General features: G+C 38.3%; 12 protein-coding genes and 1 pseudogene. 5 read left to right on the forward strand and 8 right to left on the reverse strand.

What is annotated here, in order from left to right:
- The first annotated feature begins 25 nt into the window (after positions 1 to 25).
- The 3 genes from D5R40_RS02800 (at position 26) to D5R40_RS02810 (ending at position 5,072) form a co-directional block, all read left to right on the forward strand.
- Positions 26 to 2,752, forward strand: coding sequence for a DUF4347 domain-containing protein (locus D5R40_RS02800; RefSeq protein WP_124154203.1), 2,727 nt, complete (start codon positions 26 to 28; stop codon positions 2,750 to 2,752).
- 941 nt (positions 2,753 to 3,693) lie between these two features.
- Positions 3,694 to 4,761, forward strand: coding sequence for an aldo/keto reductase (locus D5R40_RS02805; RefSeq protein WP_124143103.1), 1,068 nt, complete (start codon positions 3,694 to 3,696; stop codon positions 4,759 to 4,761).
- Positions 4,762 to 4,922: 161 nt separating this feature from the next.
- Positions 4,923 to 5,072 carry a zinc ribbon domain-containing protein gene (locus D5R40_RS02810; RefSeq protein WP_375339360.1) on the forward strand — a complete coding sequence of 50 codons (150 nt, stop codon included), beginning with the start codon at positions 4,923 to 4,925 and terminating at the stop codon, positions 5,070 to 5,072.
- Positions 5,073 to 5,849: 777 nt separating this feature from the next.
- Here the strand turns inward: D5R40_RS02810 and D5R40_RS02815 are convergent.
- Positions 5,850 to 6,308: a hypothetical protein gene (locus tag D5R40_RS02815; protein WP_205127591.1), complete on the reverse strand. Its 459-nt coding sequence runs from the start codon at positions 6,306 to 6,308 to the stop codon at positions 5,850 to 5,852.
- A gap of 154 nt (positions 6,309 to 6,462) precedes the next feature.
- Positions 6,463 to 7,470 carry a PEP-CTERM sorting domain-containing protein gene (locus tag D5R40_RS02820; RefSeq protein WP_161564912.1) on the reverse strand — a complete coding sequence of 336 codons (1,008 nt, stop codon included), beginning with the start codon at positions 7,468 to 7,470 and terminating at the stop codon, positions 6,463 to 6,465.
- A gap of 1,207 nt (positions 7,471 to 8,677) precedes the next feature.
- On the opposite strand from D5R40_RS02820, the gene D5R40_RS02830 reads away from it, so the two are divergent.
- Positions 8,678 to 9,367 carry a hypothetical protein gene (locus D5R40_RS02830; RefSeq protein WP_124143101.1) on the forward strand — a complete coding sequence of 230 codons (690 nt, stop codon included), beginning with the start codon at positions 8,678 to 8,680 and terminating at the stop codon, positions 9,365 to 9,367.
- A gap of 454 nt (positions 9,368 to 9,821) precedes the next feature.
- Positions 9,822 to 10,805 carry an aldo/keto reductase gene (locus tag D5R40_RS02835; protein ID WP_124143100.1) on the forward strand — a complete coding sequence of 328 codons (984 nt, stop codon included), beginning with the start codon at positions 9,822 to 9,824 and terminating at the stop codon, positions 10,803 to 10,805.
- A gap of 510 nt (positions 10,806 to 11,315) precedes the next feature.
- On the opposite strand, the pseudogene D5R40_RS41830 reads toward D5R40_RS02835, so the two are convergent.
- The 6 genes and pseudogenes from D5R40_RS41830 to D5R40_RS02865 form a co-directional block, all read right to left on the reverse strand.
- Positions 11,316 to 11,432, reverse strand: a pseudogene (locus D5R40_RS41830) (hypothetical protein); the annotation flags it as partial.
- 504 nt (positions 11,433 to 11,936) lie between these two features.
- A complete protein-coding gene (locus tag D5R40_RS02845; protein WP_124154205.1) occupies positions 11,937 to 12,725 on the reverse strand; it encodes a DUF3598 family protein in 789 nt (262 codons plus the stop codon).
- Positions 12,726 to 13,135: 410 nt separating this feature from the next.
- Positions 13,136 to 13,621: a DUF2752 domain-containing protein gene (locus D5R40_RS02850; protein WP_124143098.1), complete on the reverse strand. Its 486-nt coding sequence runs from the start codon at positions 13,619 to 13,621 to the stop codon at positions 13,136 to 13,138.
- Positions 13,622 to 13,751: 130 nt separating this feature from the next.
- The gene (locus D5R40_RS02855) at positions 13,752 to 13,946 is read right to left on the reverse strand and encodes a hypothetical protein (protein WP_124143097.1); all 195 of its coding nucleotides are present in this window, start codon (positions 13,944 to 13,946) and stop codon (positions 13,752 to 13,754) included.
- Between the two features lie 284 nt (positions 13,947 to 14,230).
- Positions 14,231 to 14,686: a DUF5684 domain-containing protein gene (locus D5R40_RS02860; protein WP_205127215.1), complete on the reverse strand. Its 456-nt coding sequence runs from the start codon at positions 14,684 to 14,686 to the stop codon at positions 14,231 to 14,233.
- 426 nt (positions 14,687 to 15,112) lie between these two features.
- Positions 15,113 to 16,003 (reverse strand): alpha/beta hydrolase, encoded by an 891-nt coding sequence (locus D5R40_RS02865; protein WP_124154206.1) that lies wholly within the window; start codon positions 16,001 to 16,003, stop codon positions 15,113 to 15,115.
- Between the last annotated feature and the right edge of the window lie 131 nt (positions 16,004 to 16,134).

Below are 16,134 nucleotides of genomic sequence, written 5' to 3' on the forward strand. Positions count from 1 at the left end.
GGTACTTGAAAAACCCTATAAAATTATGAATCAAACCAAACTATTATTCATCGACTCCAAGGTAGAAAATTACAATCGCCTCATCTCACAGGTTGACCATCAGACAAAAACAGTTATCCTACAACCCAATCAAAATGGTATAGACCAAATATCTAAAGGTCTGGGTGAATGTTGTGATGTGGATACTGTTCATATTATTTCTCATGGCGCAAAAGGTAGTTTGTACTTGGGAAATAGTCTCCTGAATTTAGACAATATTCATCAATATGCTGAGAGTATTCAACAGTGGGGCAAATGTTTGTCTGGTGGTGGAGAAATATTGATTTATGGTTGTCAGGTAGGAAGTGGTAAAGAAGGTAAAGAATTTATCAGACAACTACATCAACTCACAGGAGCAAATATTGCTGCTTCCGAAACACTGACTGGAAATGTTAACAGAGGTGGTAACTGGAATTTAGAACTAATATTTGGTCAACTCAAGTCAGCATTGGCATTTACCCCAGAAGTGAGGGCGAGTTATGCAGGGGTGTTGGCAAATATTGTGGTAGATACTACTGATGATGTAGTAGATGATAGTGATGGTGTGACTTCTCTGCGGGAAGCAATTATTGAAGCTAATAGTACCCCGGAAGATGACACAATTCAACTGACTGCGGGAGAAAGATATAATCTAACTATCTCAGGAAGTGACGAAGATGCTGCTGCCACAGGAGATTTAGATATTGTTGCTGGTGGTGGAGAAATAACAGTTATTTCACAGGGAGATGAAAAAGCTGTTATTGATGCGGGGGGTATAGAAGGATTAGGCGATCGGGTGTTTCATGTTTTGTCAGATGCTGCCCTACAGTTGGAAAATGTAGAAATTACTGGTGGTTTTGCCAATGATTCTCCAGGAGGAGGTGCTCTCAATAACTACTCCGGTACAGTTAATATTAGCAATAGCACTATTAGTGGTAATTCAGCAGATATACTTGGTGGTGGTATCAACAATTTTTTTGGTACGCTCAATATCAGCAACAGTACGATCACTGGTAATTCTGTGGATGGTAATGGTGGTGGTATTGATAACTCTTTTGCTACACTCAATATCAGTAACAGTACGATCACTGGTAATTCGGGAACTAATGGTGGTGGTATCTTTAACCTAGCATCCACAGTTACTATCACTAATAGTACGATTAGTGATAATTCTGTGGATGGTAATGGTGGTGGTATCGACAACTTAGGTACAGCAAATATAACTAATAGCACTATTAGTGGCAACTCAGCAAATAGTGGTGGTGGGTTCCGAAACTCAGGTACAGCAAATATTAGCAATAGCAATATTAGTGGCAACTCAGCATATCTAAATGATGGAGGTGGTATCGACAACTTAGGTACAGCTAGTCTTACCAACAGTAATATTAGTGAAAATTCTGCTTATAACGGTGGTGGAATCAATAACTTAGGTACAGCTACTATCAACAACAGCACTCTTAGTGGCAATGTTACATTTTTAGCAGGTGGTGGCATCAGAAACTCAGGCACAACAAATGTCAGTAATAGCACTTTTAGTACCAATTCAGCTAATAGTGGTGGTGGTATCTATAACACAGGTACAACTAATGTTATCAACAGCACTTTTACCGAAGGCATATCTAACTATGGTGGTGGTATCTACAATGCTGGCACGACTAGCATCAGTAATAGTACAATTACTGCTAATGGGGGTCAACAAAATCAAGGAAGTGGCATTCTCACTAAAGCTCTTGATGAATTAGGATTTAACCCCACTACTATTGTAACTTCTACCATTGTCTCTGGTAATTTCAGCACTGATTTTGATTCTATAGGAACTAATAATACTATTATCAGTGGTGGCAATAATCTTATTGGTATAGGTAATGCTATCAATATCTTCAACGGTGACAATGACCAAACAGGTGTCACTGACCCTCTACTTGGAAACCTAGTTGACAACGGTGGCCAAACCTTAACCTTACCTTTACCCAATAGTCCTGCCATTGATGCAGGTAGTAATCCCAACTCACTTACCACCGATCAACGAGGTGAACCACGTTTTGTAGGCGAGGGGGTTGATATTGGTGCAGTAGAATTGCAAAACTCACCACAAATTACTGGTACTCCTAAAAGTGATATTCTCAATGGTACAAATGAAAACGATACTATTACAGGTCTAGCAGGTAATGACACCATAAATGGTCGTGGTGGTGATGACCAAATTATTGGTAGTCGAGGTAATGACTTCCTCTATGGAAAAGAGGGCAACGATACCCTACAAGGTCGTCTCGGTAGCGATCACCTCTTTGGTGGTAATGGTGACGACTCTCTCGTTGGTGGTCAAGGACGCGATCGCTTTAATGGTGGTGCGGGTAATGACACTCTCATTGGTGGAGCAAGTATTGACCATTTTATTTTCAATACAAATGATGAATTTGACTCAGACGATATTGGAATAGATGACATTACTGACTTTGTTCCAGGACAAGATATTATTCTCCTAGACAAAAGTACATTTACAGCTATTACCAGTGACTCAGGAACAGGTTTTAGTGTCAATGCTGAATTTGATATAGTTACCAGTGATGCAGAGGCAGAAACTTCAGAAGCATTTATTGTTTATAACAGCAACAACGGCAAATTGTTCTACAATGCTAACGGTACAGAAGCAGAATTTGGCAGTGGGGGTGAATTTGCTAATCTAACTAATATTGCATCTATTAGTAAAGATGATTTCTTGCTCAGAGGGTAATATCATGTTTGGTTGAATACTTACACTTTGGAGGAAGGAAGGCAGAAGGCAACCCACCCCTCGCCCCTCCCCCTCCCAGGAGGGGAAGGCAGAAGGGAAAGAAAGCTTCAAGGCCAGAAGTTTTTTTATAACTGATTATCCGCAATTCGTAGCTCCCCCGGAGGGGGAACATGATATATAGCAATGAGCGCTGGTATATTTACAAATTGCAGGAGTGGCCAAATAGCTAAAAATCTTATATTATTCCTTCGGAATGCTGCGCAAACGGCAATTTATTCCCCCAGATGAGCTGTTGCCAGATGAGCTGTTGCCTGCGCACAGGGCTATAAGCTAGTATAGACAAATTGATATCATATGGTATCGTTTGTGTAAAAACTTAGGAAATATCTACTTTCAAGTAAAAATTACGTCCATTGTGTTTAACTAGACCTTTGGTTTATGATGATGATGAAGCAGAATAATCAAGCAATATTATAGCGGTTTTCACAAAGGTAGACTACAGACAAAATATAAGTATGTTTTAATTTTAATAAGTTACAGACCTGACAGCTGTATTCTATATTAATGAAAACCGCTATAATTACCTCCTCTAGGTAGGTGATTAGCAAAAATAGCTGGTAGTCCTGCATGGTAATGGTGAGGATATATATTTTTTAATTTCTCCAACACTCCCGGTGCTTCCTTTACCATTACTATGCATCACCACCAAATAACTAATATCATGTCCGGATAATTAGTGATCAGAAAACTCTCTCCTTCAACTCCAGTTCTTCTTCTTCCTTCTTCTTTCTTCCCTCCTGACTCCTGAGGACTGACTCCTGAGGACTCCGTAGTTATTTATTTATCACTGTTCAACCGGACATGATATAACTATAAACTATCATAGATATTGTTTCATTAACTAATTTCACTCAGTTAATTATTTAGGAGTAGATGACAAGATGCAGTACAAATTATTAGGAAAAAGTGGACTCAGAGTATCCGAACTATGCTTGGGCACAATGACCTTTGGCGAAGACTGGGGTTGGGGTTCTTCTAAAGAAGAAAGCCAAAGAATTTATCAAGTCTTCCGTGAAGCAGGCGGTAATTTTATTGATACTGCCAACATTTACACCAACGGTACAAGTGAGAAATTTCTCGGTGAGTTTATTGCCTCGGAAAGAAATGCTGTTGTTTTAGCCACTAAATATACCAATGGTTTTGGCGATAATAATCCAAATGGTGGCGGAAACCAACGCAAAAATATGGTGCAGTCGGTAGAAGCTAGTCTCAAACGTCTTAATACTGACTATATCGATGTTTTATGGTTGCACGCTTGGGATTTTATGACTCCACCGGAAGAAGTAATGCGGGCATTTGACGATTTGGTTAGAGCAGGAAAAGTATTATATATTGGTATTTCCGATGCTCCTGCTTGGGTTGTTTCTCAATGCAATACCTTGGCTGAATTACGGGGTTGGACACAATTTATCGGTTTACAAATTGAGTATAGTCTGATTCAACGCACTCCAGAAAGGGAAATTTTGCCGATGGCGAAGACTTTGGATATTGGAGTAACTGCGTGGTCGCCTCTAGCTAGTGGTTGGTTGACTGGCAAATATACCAAAGCTAATACAGTAGAAGAAGAGCGCAGACTAGACAATGAAATGATGAAAGATTTTGTGAATCAGAGCGATCGTAATTTGAGTATTGCAAAAGAAGTAGATAAAGTTGCAGAAGAAATAGGAAAGAGTTCGTCACAAGTTGCTTTAAATTGGTTATTAAATAAGGGTGTAATTCCTATTATTGGAGCTAGAAAAGTTTCTCACATTGAAGATAATATTCAATGTGTGGATGTGAAATTATCAGCAGATCAAATTCAGCAACTTGAGAAAGTAAGTCAAATTGAACTTGGTTTTCCTCACGACTTCTTTAACGCAGATATGCCCAGAAACTTTGTTTACAATGGTACATTTGACAAAATTGACAATCATCGTTATTCACAATTAATGGATATCTCCAGAAAATAGGGAACAGCGAACAGGGAACAGGGAACATAGAACCCATTTGGGATTTATTTAAAAATATAGGGGGAGTGTGGGGAGTGTGGAGAGTGCGGGTAGAGTGGAGAGCATTGACTTAATCAAAGAATAACGATATAATACGTTACATTCGCCTACTATTAGACAGAATGTGTTCACACAGACATGAAATCCATGATATGCCATTAAATCTAAGGACTTATGATTGCCCTGACTGTGGGTTGTCAATAGATAGAGATTTAAACGCAAGTATAAATTTAAGAAATGCGGTCAGCTCGACCGTGAATGCCTGTGGATGAGTAACCGCCGACGGCCTCACAAGAAGCAGGAAGTAAACATCAAGTTGTCACTTTATGTGACGCTTTGTGTCAGTTTTATAGAGCAGTACAGGATATGCTCTGACCCTACGCTACATTAGACTTGTCGCTTAATAGAGGAAAAAATCGCTCCAACCTAGACAGAGCAATCATTGCAAGGCTTTTTGCTTCCCAATAGCTATAATCCTTATAGAACAAGGTTTTTGGTTTTTTTTAAGTTATAAAGCGACAAGTCTATTAATCACGCACTAACGCATCCTCCTTTCGGATTACACTTACTCCCCATGCTGAAAACTTAGGCAACGCCAGATTTTTCCTTGATATTTCTTAGGAGTCAACCTACCCGCGCGCCCAACCCACCCCCGCCCCTCCCAGGAGGGGAACCAGGAGAGGAACTCAGGAAGACAGAGTCACACGGGAATAGCTTTAATACCATTTTTCAGATCGCAAATCATTCTTTTCTCTTGGTGCGCTACCAGGTGCGACTGGCGTCGTCGCGGGGTCGCACCGCTCTCTTGGTCGATGGTGGGATGGCGTTAGCGACTGCTTTGTCAAAGGACATATCCTGCACGTGTCTTTTTATTCTTCTTACTATTCGTAACATTCTTTTTTCACACTTGGTATAACAGTAAAAAGATTCAGGAATTACGCAGAAACCCGGTTTATGAACGAATTTTGTAGTTTTAACAATAATCAAGGCAATAAACCTGGTTTCTTGGTTGGTTTCCGTAAGTATTGTAACTGATAACTGATAAATGACTACAGAGAGTGCATGCTGGCAACATTCAAACCACTTACCAACCCGCCAATATCAAAGAACATCATTGCCATCAATGCTAAAAAGTTCCGGTAAGAACAGGACGATTTTTTTGCTCTAAAATTGAGTCGCCATATTTCCACAAAACCCAGGTACAGGCAGCACCTAAAGGATAGGGTAAACAGAACACTGAATTCGTGATCTTCCATAAATAGGTAATGCACTAAAAGCGTATTTTCCAGCAACCAAGCTCTTGCACCGTTGGCAGGATAACGATAGCGCATATATACCCAATTTCCGGAAGTAATGGCGAAAAATGACAAGCAGGTTGACCAAAAGGTAAGGGTACGCATTTGAGGGAGAATTTTCCGAACTCCTCGTAATAGGGGAAATGCTAGATGTCCTGCATAAGAGATCAGAACTGTTGCTAATAGGGTGGCAAAACCATGTATTGCTCCCATATAACAAGGAAAGAGTTGGTTAGGACAGAGATTGATGATGAACCTGAGACAGAGAAAAGCTTTTACCACTGTTCCCTGTTCCCTGTTCCCTGTTCCCTGCTATATAACGTTGCCACGGACTCGGACTCAACTTGAGAAATACCGATGTCTTGTATTATTGCGATATACGCAATAGTACAGAACGAACGCCCAAACTACCCAATAGAAATAGACCAAAAATTGAACCTGGTTCGGGAACTTTTTCTGTTTCCTGCCCCAAAGTGTCACCATCAGCTTCGGAGTCAGTGACAATAGTAACCGCATAACCAGGACGAGAACCAGCATCATTAATAGATAAGTAACCAGGAATATTTTTGTCAAAGGCAGCGTGGGCAGATTGACGCCAGTTACTCAAACCTGCGGTTGTTAAACCTTCATTTACTGGAAAGTCCGAGGTCTCTGTGGGAATAACCACATTTTCTTCCCAGAAATATGAAACATAACCTTCCAATTCATCTTTCAAAAAAGAGCGATCGTTTAGCCACCACTTTCGACTTCTAGGGTCTCGAGAGTCCCCACCATCTGGCAAAACAACAATACCCATGCCTTCTCCACTACCTGCCCAGTTAACGGCATTGACTAAGAAACCGAGAGGACCGTTAGGACGAGGACCAGGAGTGCCACTATAGTGATTGTCAGCGTCCTGACCGCTCAGGAAAGTACGGTTTCCCCTGGCTGTAGATATTGCGCTTTTGTTATTCAAAATCCCAGTGGGGTCAAAATTTAATATTGATTCACTCCAAGCAGTTCCGATCGCTAAAACATCATAATTAGAAAAGTTGGGTGTGGAGTCTTGGGGATTCCAGAAAGTGAGATTCCAATCTAAACTGCCATCTCCTTCTGGGTCAAATGTTGGTGCTAGAGCAGCTAACTCCGAGATTTTGGCATTGTAAGCATCGGTCTGACCATACCACAGAACATTGAGAGATGCAGCATTAGCGACGGAGGCCGAAAACAGACCGAAAGTAGTAGCAATACCTAAGATTGCTTGATTGATTAAACGATGTTTTTGATTACTCATAATTATCTCCATTGGTAGATTAGATGTAGGTGCGAACGGCTGTTTGCCGTAGATTAAATGTAGAAACACTTCTGTAAAAATGCGGTTACTCTTGTTATTCACAACCGATACAATTCTAGAACGGGGTAAATATAGCGAAGTTGTCATAGAGGGCAATTTAGATATTATTGCAGCTTTCAGCCGTTGGGAGAGTGATGGTACACTTGACACGCAAAAGCTAGTAAAACAACCACCATATATGCTTTTTAGCGATTCACAGGATCACTAGAATGTCTAATATTGTGTAATATTTCATTGGATGTAATCGTGAAAAGAGCAGTTCCTGAGATGCTTACAGAGTAAGGCTTTCATTCCTAGATTGCCCCTCATAGCAGCTTCGCTATATTTGACCCTTTTAAGATAAGATCTCCATCTTGAATTTCAACGTCTTCAAAAAATTCAGCCATTTTAGTTAGAACTCCGATTATTTTCTAGAAACTTGTATTTCTGATGTCTTGGCAGTTATGCAGTTTAGGAAAGATTTTACGCCATTTGAGGCTTGCTATTTACCGATTTACCCCGGATTATTGAGCGGTTATATTATTTCTCGGCGTAGATCAAAGGTTCGTGCGACCAGGGCTAATTAAAGCTTGAAAGCATTGATTTGTATAGCTTTTAGCTATCTTGCTTTTTTATTGTCTGAAAGTTATTTCAGACAATAACGGAACGGAATCACAAGAGCTTCAGAGTTTTTCTGACTCGCTGCACTAAATAACGCCCACCTTCTATTTACGCCTAAACGATGGATTGTTGAACGCAATGCATGGGTGGCTAAATAGATTTAGGCGCGCTATGTAAGGATTATGAAGTCTATTCAGATGTAAGTGAAGCAATGATTTATGGCTCATTAATCCAACTCATGGTCAAGCGACTAGCTAATTTAAGATTTACTTTATGAATCAGCTCTGAGACTTTAAGTAAAAAACTGCAACAGAACTTAAGTCTGTAACGAAATTTGTCTCCCTGCACTGCTGAACCCAACTAATGGTACTATAGCTAATGATCTGAACTTAATAGACATCTCCTAAAATTAAAAATAAAATCAATTCTTATCCATAAATTGTCAATTATCAAAATAATTGGGTCGCGCAACGCCGCCTTAAGAGGCGAAATATTTTTGGATAGTTGCTCAAATCCCCGTTACAAAAATAACTTCTAACTTCTGACTTCTGACTTCGTTAATTCTCCCTGTTCCCTGCTCCCTGTTCCCTGTTACCTCTTTTCTGGAGATGTATAATATAAATATGTTGTATCTTATAAGGAGAAAAGCATGATGATAAGTAAGGATATTATGGAGCAAGTTACTCAAAGCTACAAGGTAATGCTGGCTTATCACCAGCAGGTTGGAAGCTTGTTTAAGGTTCTAGATAACCGATTCGCATCTGAGCATAACGCCAAAAAATTCTTACCTATATCCCTAAATAAGCTGTTCTCAGTTTGTGATGACGAGTATATGTTCTTAGATAACTATACTTTATTAAATCGCAAAGAACCTTACGATTCAGGACTACCATTTTGGTTGGGTCGCTTTTATGTTAATGCAGATTATTTAGTAGACGATACTCCTATCGATGATTATCCAGCAAAGCAAGTGCAGTATATAGCCTTTGTTTGGGTTTGGGTAGGATGTGACGATCCTAATGTAGTTGATGTGGACGAACCCGAATGTTGGATTGCTATTATTGAGCCAAAACCTACTCATCCTGAAACTCGGATTTATGATGTTGCGGAAATGATTTGGAAATGGATACGTATTGAAACAACAGCGGAAGAAGAATCAGACGGATGGATTGTAGGTCGTTTTTCTCCTAATGATTTCGGGTCTGAACTAAATGGTTTTTGGCACGTCAAGCGTTTCCCTCTAAAGGATATTTCGAGTATATATCACATCTACAAGCTCATCATTAATCCATTAACTGAAAAGCTAGCTCAGTTAGAAGGAGGCAAGAGCATCAGATGATATCCGGCAAATAGTTTGTAATATGTCAGATCAAGTCTGGTAGCATTTGTGTAATTTAGATAAGGAGTCAGGAGTCAACCCACCCCTAACCCCTCCCAGGAGGGGAAGGACCGAGTCAGGAGGGAAGAAAAATTTAGAAAGATTTGCCCTATGGCGCTCAGATTTTTATACCGAATTAAGCAGAGTTGAGATCATTGGGAGTGGAAAGAATTGAAACAATGCAGTCACTAAACTTGGGAATTGCTTTCGGTTTGTCATGCTTCGCCAACGATTTATCAACGCAATAACGGTTATTTACAAGCACATGATATCAATTTAAAAATGTTAGGACTTACGCAGCACAAAGTATTTCCGTCATTGCCAACGATAGGGAATCAATCTGAAATCCCAGTTTTTCCTACTTTATGCGTAAGTCCTGAATGTATCAAGTAATGCTCAATCAGGAGAATTAGTAATGAAAAAGCGTCAGTTAGGAAAGACCAATATTGAAATTAGTGAAGTTGGTCTAGGTACTTGGCAACTTTCAGGGGATGTGTGGGGAAAAAAAACGGAAGCAGAATATATCCAGGCAATTGAGGCAGCAATAGATGCAGATATTAATTACTTAGATACGGCTTTAGACTACGGAAATGGTTATTGTGAACAGGTAATCGGTAAAGCTTTACAGGGAAATTCTTCGGTAGTAATTTCTAGTAAAATTCCGCCTCAATGCGATGACTGGTCTCCAAAACCTCAAAGTAAGATTCAGGATTATTTTTCCTCTGATTGGATCGTAAAATGTTGCGACACTACCCTCAAAAATTTACGGCGGGAGTGCATTGATATTTTATTTTTGCATACTTGGAATCTGGCCTGGGGTCATTGTACGGAATGGTATGAAGCGATGCTAAAGCTAAAAGAACTGGGTAAAATTAGAGCCATTGGTATATCGGTTGGCGATCGCCGTGCTGGTGAAGCTAATAGTCATATTGAAGCAGGGCGGATTGATGTTGTTCAGGTGGTTTATAATATTTTGGAGCAAGAACCTGAATATACATTGTTTCCGATGGCTCAAAAACATCAGGTCGGGATTATAGCACGCTGTCCATTTAGTTCTGGTGCATTAGTTAGTGGCTGGACACACTCTCAAAAGTTTCCACAAGGGGATTGGCGTGGATTATGGACTCCTGATGATTGGGTAGCAAGACAGGTAGAAATGGTTGATTTGATTAAACCAATTGTCAAAGATATTAATTTATCTATGTCAGAGATAGGGTTAAAATATATCCTGAACAATCAAACTGTTACTTCTGTGATTCCGGGTTCCTCAAGTACCGAGCATATTCGTAGGAATGCTTCTGTAGCTAGATTACCTAATCTTTCGGAAGATATATTGCATAAATTGCAGCAACTTTGGTTGGATGGGAAAATACAAGGAACTTATAATGGCGGAGCTTAATAATCTACATTAAAATTTAGTATAAAAGAAACAGTCAGAAGTCAGGAGGGAAGAAAGGAGGAAAGAAGAAAAGTCAAAGATAATTTCAGTATTTCTTCGGTACTGTCAGTTCTTGAATTTTATTTATAACTGACCCGTCCGAACATAGTATAATGCCTAATATCAATTCTATAAATGTTTGCTACAAATAGCTAGGGTATTTCTTAGGAGTCAACCCACCCCTCGCCCCTCCCCCTCCTGGGAGGGGAAGTCAGTCGGACTGAGTCACACGGGAATGGCTTCAATACCAGTTTTGAGCTAGTAAATTCTCTTTTTCTCTTGATGCGCTACCAGGTGCGACTGTCGTAGTCGCGGGGTCGCACCGCTTTATCAAAGGGACATTTCCTGTAAAGTATGCACGACCGCGTCAGCGGAACGGAGTTCTATCGCACTTATTATTCGTAACATTCTTTTTTCAAATTAGTATAAGACCTTGGTTATTCAAGGTAGCAATATTTTTTGAAAATAGTATTACTTCTTTACCACTACCGGAATTTTTACCCAAAAACAACTCCCTACACCAACTTTACTGGTTACTTCAATTTTGCCTCCGTGAACCTGAATCAAGGTTTGAGCGATCGCCATGTCTAACTCTGTTCCTTGTTAGAAAGAGGTTTGTTATGGAATACATTTATTACCATTAACACAAACCTGCTTTCTATACAATTTTATACAATAACACTGGATTTGATATTACCGAAAAATTGTGGGTATGCGCCTCCCCTTTTAAGGGGTTAACGAAGTCATAAGTTATTTTTTTAACGGGGATTTAAGCCTCGCTCCAAAAATATTTCGCTTTAAAAGGCGGGGTTGCGCGACCCAATTATTTTGAGAAAAAAAGAGAATATTTCTGATGTCAAGCCTCCTGATTGCAGAGGTACTGATAACTAATAACTGATAACTATTGAAGAAGGAGACAGGAGACAGGAGACAGGAGACAGGAGGAAAATTACATGGGGATAGTCAACGAAGGGCCGCTCCGCGTCTACGCTCCCCCAAGTAATTTTGAACACCCCCGTTGACGGTGGGGTATTAAACCCACAAAGAAAATGATAACTAATAACTGAAATGACCTACCACTATTTTTTTAGTTTAATTTTTCTGGTCAAATACTTCAGAAATTAACTGAATAAATTTGCCATCTTTATCGTATTTAATAATCATTCGTTTATACTTATTTTCAATTACCATCTTACCTACTACCAGTTCAAATTCTTCTCCTATTTTTACCTTTTCAGGAACATTTATAACTATACCATCAGGCAGAAAAAATGTTTGATTTTTACCTGCAGTTGGATCTAACTCAAGTTTTGTCATTTCTGCTTCTTGAGAAATTTGTAAATCGGGAGTCATAGACTGTTTTTGCCCCACCCAATTTCCCGATATATTTTTTAATTCTGCTCCTGGTTTTTGTTCAGGATAACTATTAAGATGTTCGCGAATTTGTGTAAACCCTGTTAACTCACCATTCTCTCCATAAATAGGAACAACGCTAGTCCGAAAATTTTGATGTTCAAAAAATAATTCACAACCAAAACGATGTCCTATTTTTAATTGTGGACACATCCAAGTTTTGGCTTCTTTACTGAAAGATAATGTCCTCATTGATTCAAATGCCGGATGAATCATTCCATCTGGTTGATTAGCAATTTCTTTCTCAATTTGCCATTGTTTTTCTTCCGTACTACCATCAGCATAAGTGTAATTATTTTGCTGATTAATTACTGTTTTATCCTGATTTGCTGAGAATTTTCTGATACTTTGAAAAGAGTTTATAACTTCTAATTCTGGAGAATATCTAGTCCAAATACCATGCCAAGCTATTCCTTCTGGGGTATGATTTCCGAATAGGTTAGTCCAATTTTGTTCTTGTAGATTCATAGTTAATTAGTTTTTTTGTTTGGCTAGATAAATTATATCAAATAGCAAATTATTTCCTACAGAAAAACCAATTTTCAAATATGGCAGTAAAAAAAGGGGAGGCTTGAGACCACGATTTTTCGGTAAAGTTTTTTAACCAGCTAAATTATTTGTAGAATTCTTTTTTATATTTCATATTAGGCGTTGCATAAATGCCCTTGGGATTTTAATAATTTTGTGCAATGAGCATCTTGCCCATTCCCACGGGTAATTTAAAAGTAAAAATTTAAAAGTCAACAGTATTGATTGGTAAAGCTTTTAGGATTTTTTAACTGGTTAATTATTTCTGCCATCCTGCTCTAGAGAAATATAATAGGGGAAAAAGGTGGAAATTTCCCTCCAGATTTACCATTTCCCCACACTCCCCGTTCTTAAATAATAACCCCAAATAACCAATTTCCCAGGGTGGAATGAATCAAAAAATTATAAATTTCTCCAGTTTTCCACAACTGTTGTAATCGTGTTCCATGATAGCCAAATAAAACTAGAAAACAAAAAATTTGAAAATGATTATTTTGAATTAAAGGTACATAAAATATTCGGATTTTTCGATTATTTATTAATTCCAAAACAATATGTAAAATCGCAATTATAAACGCAGCAAAAAATACAGGCCCAAATAAATGATAAGCGATCGCCTGACTAAAATCTCCTCGTGCAACTGCCGTTAGGGAGCGGGTTAACCCCCATCCAGGGCAAGGAATACCTATAAAACGTAACAGTGGACATCCTATAAATGGTATCTTCAGCCCAAAATTCAAAAAGTAGCTGCCAATAATAGGAAAAAGAGCGATCGCTAGATAAACATATCGCTGATATCGCTCTTTATCAGATAAAAATTCAGAAAACTTTTGCATTTCAACTTATTTATCAAAATAATTGGGTTGCGCAACCCTACCTTTTAAGGCCAAATATTTTTGGAGAGTTCCTCACATCCTCTATTTCCCGTCCTGAGAGGGTTTAGGGGTAGGGTAACTTCTGACTTCGTTAACGACTACGCAATATATCCCAACCAAAACAACTGAGATAAATTACAATTGTCGCTACTTGTTGAAACATAACTAACTCTACTGTTTTGAGCAAAAAATTAGTTTCTGATTGAGAATAAGCAGCCATCGATCCCCCTGCAAGAATAGCAATAAGAATCAAAAAAATTACTTTTCTGTATTTAAGTTTTAGCATTGTTCAAATTACTCCTGTAGTTAATTAATATGTAAGCATTCAGCATTCAGCATTCAGCTATTTATGAGAGTAGACAGTCAAAGCAATTGAAAAATTGAGAGAGAATTAAAAGTTACTGCCAATGTATGCTCCTTCAACCTGAGAAGTAATTATTCATTATTTGCTATTTGCGTAGTATCCCGCAGGGAAGTGCTGACTACTAAGAGCTGAATACTTACATTAGTATTACCGAATAATTAATAATTAATTATTAATTGTTGAATACTTCCTTTGTTGAAAAAACTTTAGGTAAATGCTACATATCCAAAGACAAAGAAAGCTGCAAAAGGAATGATACATATCAACAGTAACCAGGGAGATTTATCCAACTTCTTAAAGATTCTTACCCAAGCCATAATTGATTTAATTGCAGCAATGATATTAAGACATGGAATATAAGATAAAATTGTCCATAGTACAGGTTTTTCCTCATCAGCAGCTTTGAAAGTAATGTATGTACCTAAAATAGGAACCCAAGCAAACCAAGCATCTTCAACATTTAATTTTTGATAAATCTTATAACAGAAAAACGCCGTTATTAAGTATCCTACAATAGAAGCTAAGTTTATCGCAGTCATAATACCATCAACCACAGCTGGGTCTATTTCTGGTGGTGGAGTTATTGTTTCCTGTGCAAAAAAAATTGGTAATATCATACCAACTGCTGAATTAACTACTGGAAATTCACTCAGATATAACATTTGTTTTGATTGATTAAGGTTAACAACACTGCCTCAGTTTTTTCTGGTTTTTCCAGCCATTTTGGCAGTTAATTAGGTGGTGGTCAAAATTAATAGTAAAGAAATATTAATTGGGAATTGGGAATTGCTATACCGTTTCACGGAAGTCAGAAGTTAGAAGTAAAAGAAGTCAGAAGTTAGAAGTAAAAGTTGATAGACTTATAGCGTTTTTCATGAACAATAGAATACAGAGATTTTGGCTTAAAGGCAGAAGGTAGAAGCTTTGTACTACCTTTGTGAAAACCGCTATAAAGTATTGACTCTACAATAATTTCAACCTATTATTCCATATCATCAGTTGCTGACTATTTGTAACATCCTAAAAGTGAATTTGTATAAAAACCCTTAATTTGGCCCCTACCATGACTATTTACGACCACCTAATTCTTAATCACCTAATAAATCATTTTTTATGAAAAAATTCTCAATATGTTTATAAACTTTCATATTTTGACTATAACTAAATCCTCCATGTCCACCCCCTGAAATAGTTAATAACTGATTCGGTACATTAGCTTGATTAAGTGCTTCGTGGAATTTCACAGCATGATTATATGGGACACTTAAGTCGGCATCACCGTGAACAGTAAAAATTGGTGGAAGTTCAGAATGTACATAATTAATAGGGGAAATACTCTCAGCAATTTCTAAGCGATCGCTCTGGTTGCCCATCCACTCCAGAGCATAATCTCGAATATTCGGCCCCTCAAGTAAATCTTTGACATTCGTAATGCCATACCAATTAACTACCGCAGCTACCTTCAATTCTTCATCAGCAGAAGTAGGTAACATAGCAGTTGTCATGGCTAAATGACCTCCGGCAGAAAAACCACTGACAATGATTTTTTCCGGATCGAAATTGTACTTCTGGGAATTTTTTATCGTCCAACCTAAAGCAGACTGACAGTCTGTTACTGCTGCGGGTGCTAATGACTGTGCTGCCAAACGATACCCCACATTCACAATGGAAAAACCCATTTTCAGATATGGCAATAAAAAAAATAATTCCACTTCTTTTGGGCGGTCTACCCAACCACCACCGTGAATAAAAATAACTACTGGGTGGGGTTTGGTGGTGAGGGACTGATAAATGTCTAATTTTAAATCGTAGTTATTGACAGTCAAATATGTAATCTGTTTATGAATACGATAGTTGTTGAAAAATGCCACAATTTCAGCAGCGGGATTTGATAATATTTTCCAAGTAATTATTGGTAAAAAGTTATAGCCAAGAAATACTGCTTGATATGATGCTTTAGATAGATAATTATTTAACATTTCTGAAAAAGAGGGAGTAGGGAGTAGGGAGTAGGGGGGAAATAATTGATAATTTATGTAAGCATTTCCTAGGTGATGCTGCGCAAACAGCCGTCAGCTATCAGCTATTGTTTTTGCTCTTGCTTTAAACC

Origin of the sequence: Okeania hirsuta (assembly GCF_003838195.1) — a bacterium.
In the GTDB taxonomy this organism is placed as follows: domain Bacteria; phylum Cyanobacteriota; class Cyanobacteriia; order Cyanobacteriales; family Microcoleaceae; genus Okeania; species Okeania hirsuta.

Coding starts and splice junctions, on each gene's coding strand:
- D5R40_RS02865 (WP_124154206.1), bottom strand. CDS start 16,003: ATGTTAAATAATTATCTATCTAAAGCATCATATCAAGCAGTATTTCTT.
- D5R40_RS02850 (WP_124143098.1), bottom strand. CDS start 13,621: ATGCAAAAGTTTTCTGAATTTTTATCTGATAAAGAGCGATATCAGCGA.
- D5R40_RS02845 (WP_124154205.1), bottom strand. CDS start 12,725: ATGAATCTACAAGAACAAAATTGGACTAACCTATTCGGAAATCATACC.
- D5R40_RS02810 (WP_375339360.1), top strand. CDS start 4,923: ATGTGTTCACACAGACATGAAATCCATGATATGCCATTAAATCTAAGG.
- D5R40_RS02830 (WP_124143101.1), top strand. CDS start 8,678: ATGATGATAAGTAAGGATATTATGGAGCAAGTTACTCAAAGCTACAAG.
- D5R40_RS02860 (WP_205127215.1), bottom strand. CDS start 14,686: ATGTTATATCTGAGTGAATTTCCAGTAGTTAATTCAGCAGTTGGTATG.
- D5R40_RS02805 (WP_124143103.1), top strand. CDS start 3,694: ATGCAGTACAAATTATTAGGAAAAAGTGGACTCAGAGTATCCGAACTA.
- D5R40_RS02815 (WP_205127591.1), bottom strand. CDS start 6,308: ATGGGAGCAATACATGGTTTTGCCACCCTATTAGCAACAGTTCTGATC.
- D5R40_RS02800 (WP_124154203.1), top strand. CDS start 26: ATGAATCAAACCAAACTATTATTCATCGACTCCAAGGTAGAAAATTAC.
- D5R40_RS02835 (WP_124143100.1), top strand. CDS start 9,822: ATGAAAAAGCGTCAGTTAGGAAAGACCAATATTGAAATTAGTGAAGTT.
- D5R40_RS02855 (WP_124143097.1), bottom strand. CDS start 13,946: ATGCTAAAACTTAAATACAGAAAAGTAATTTTTTTGATTCTTATTGCT.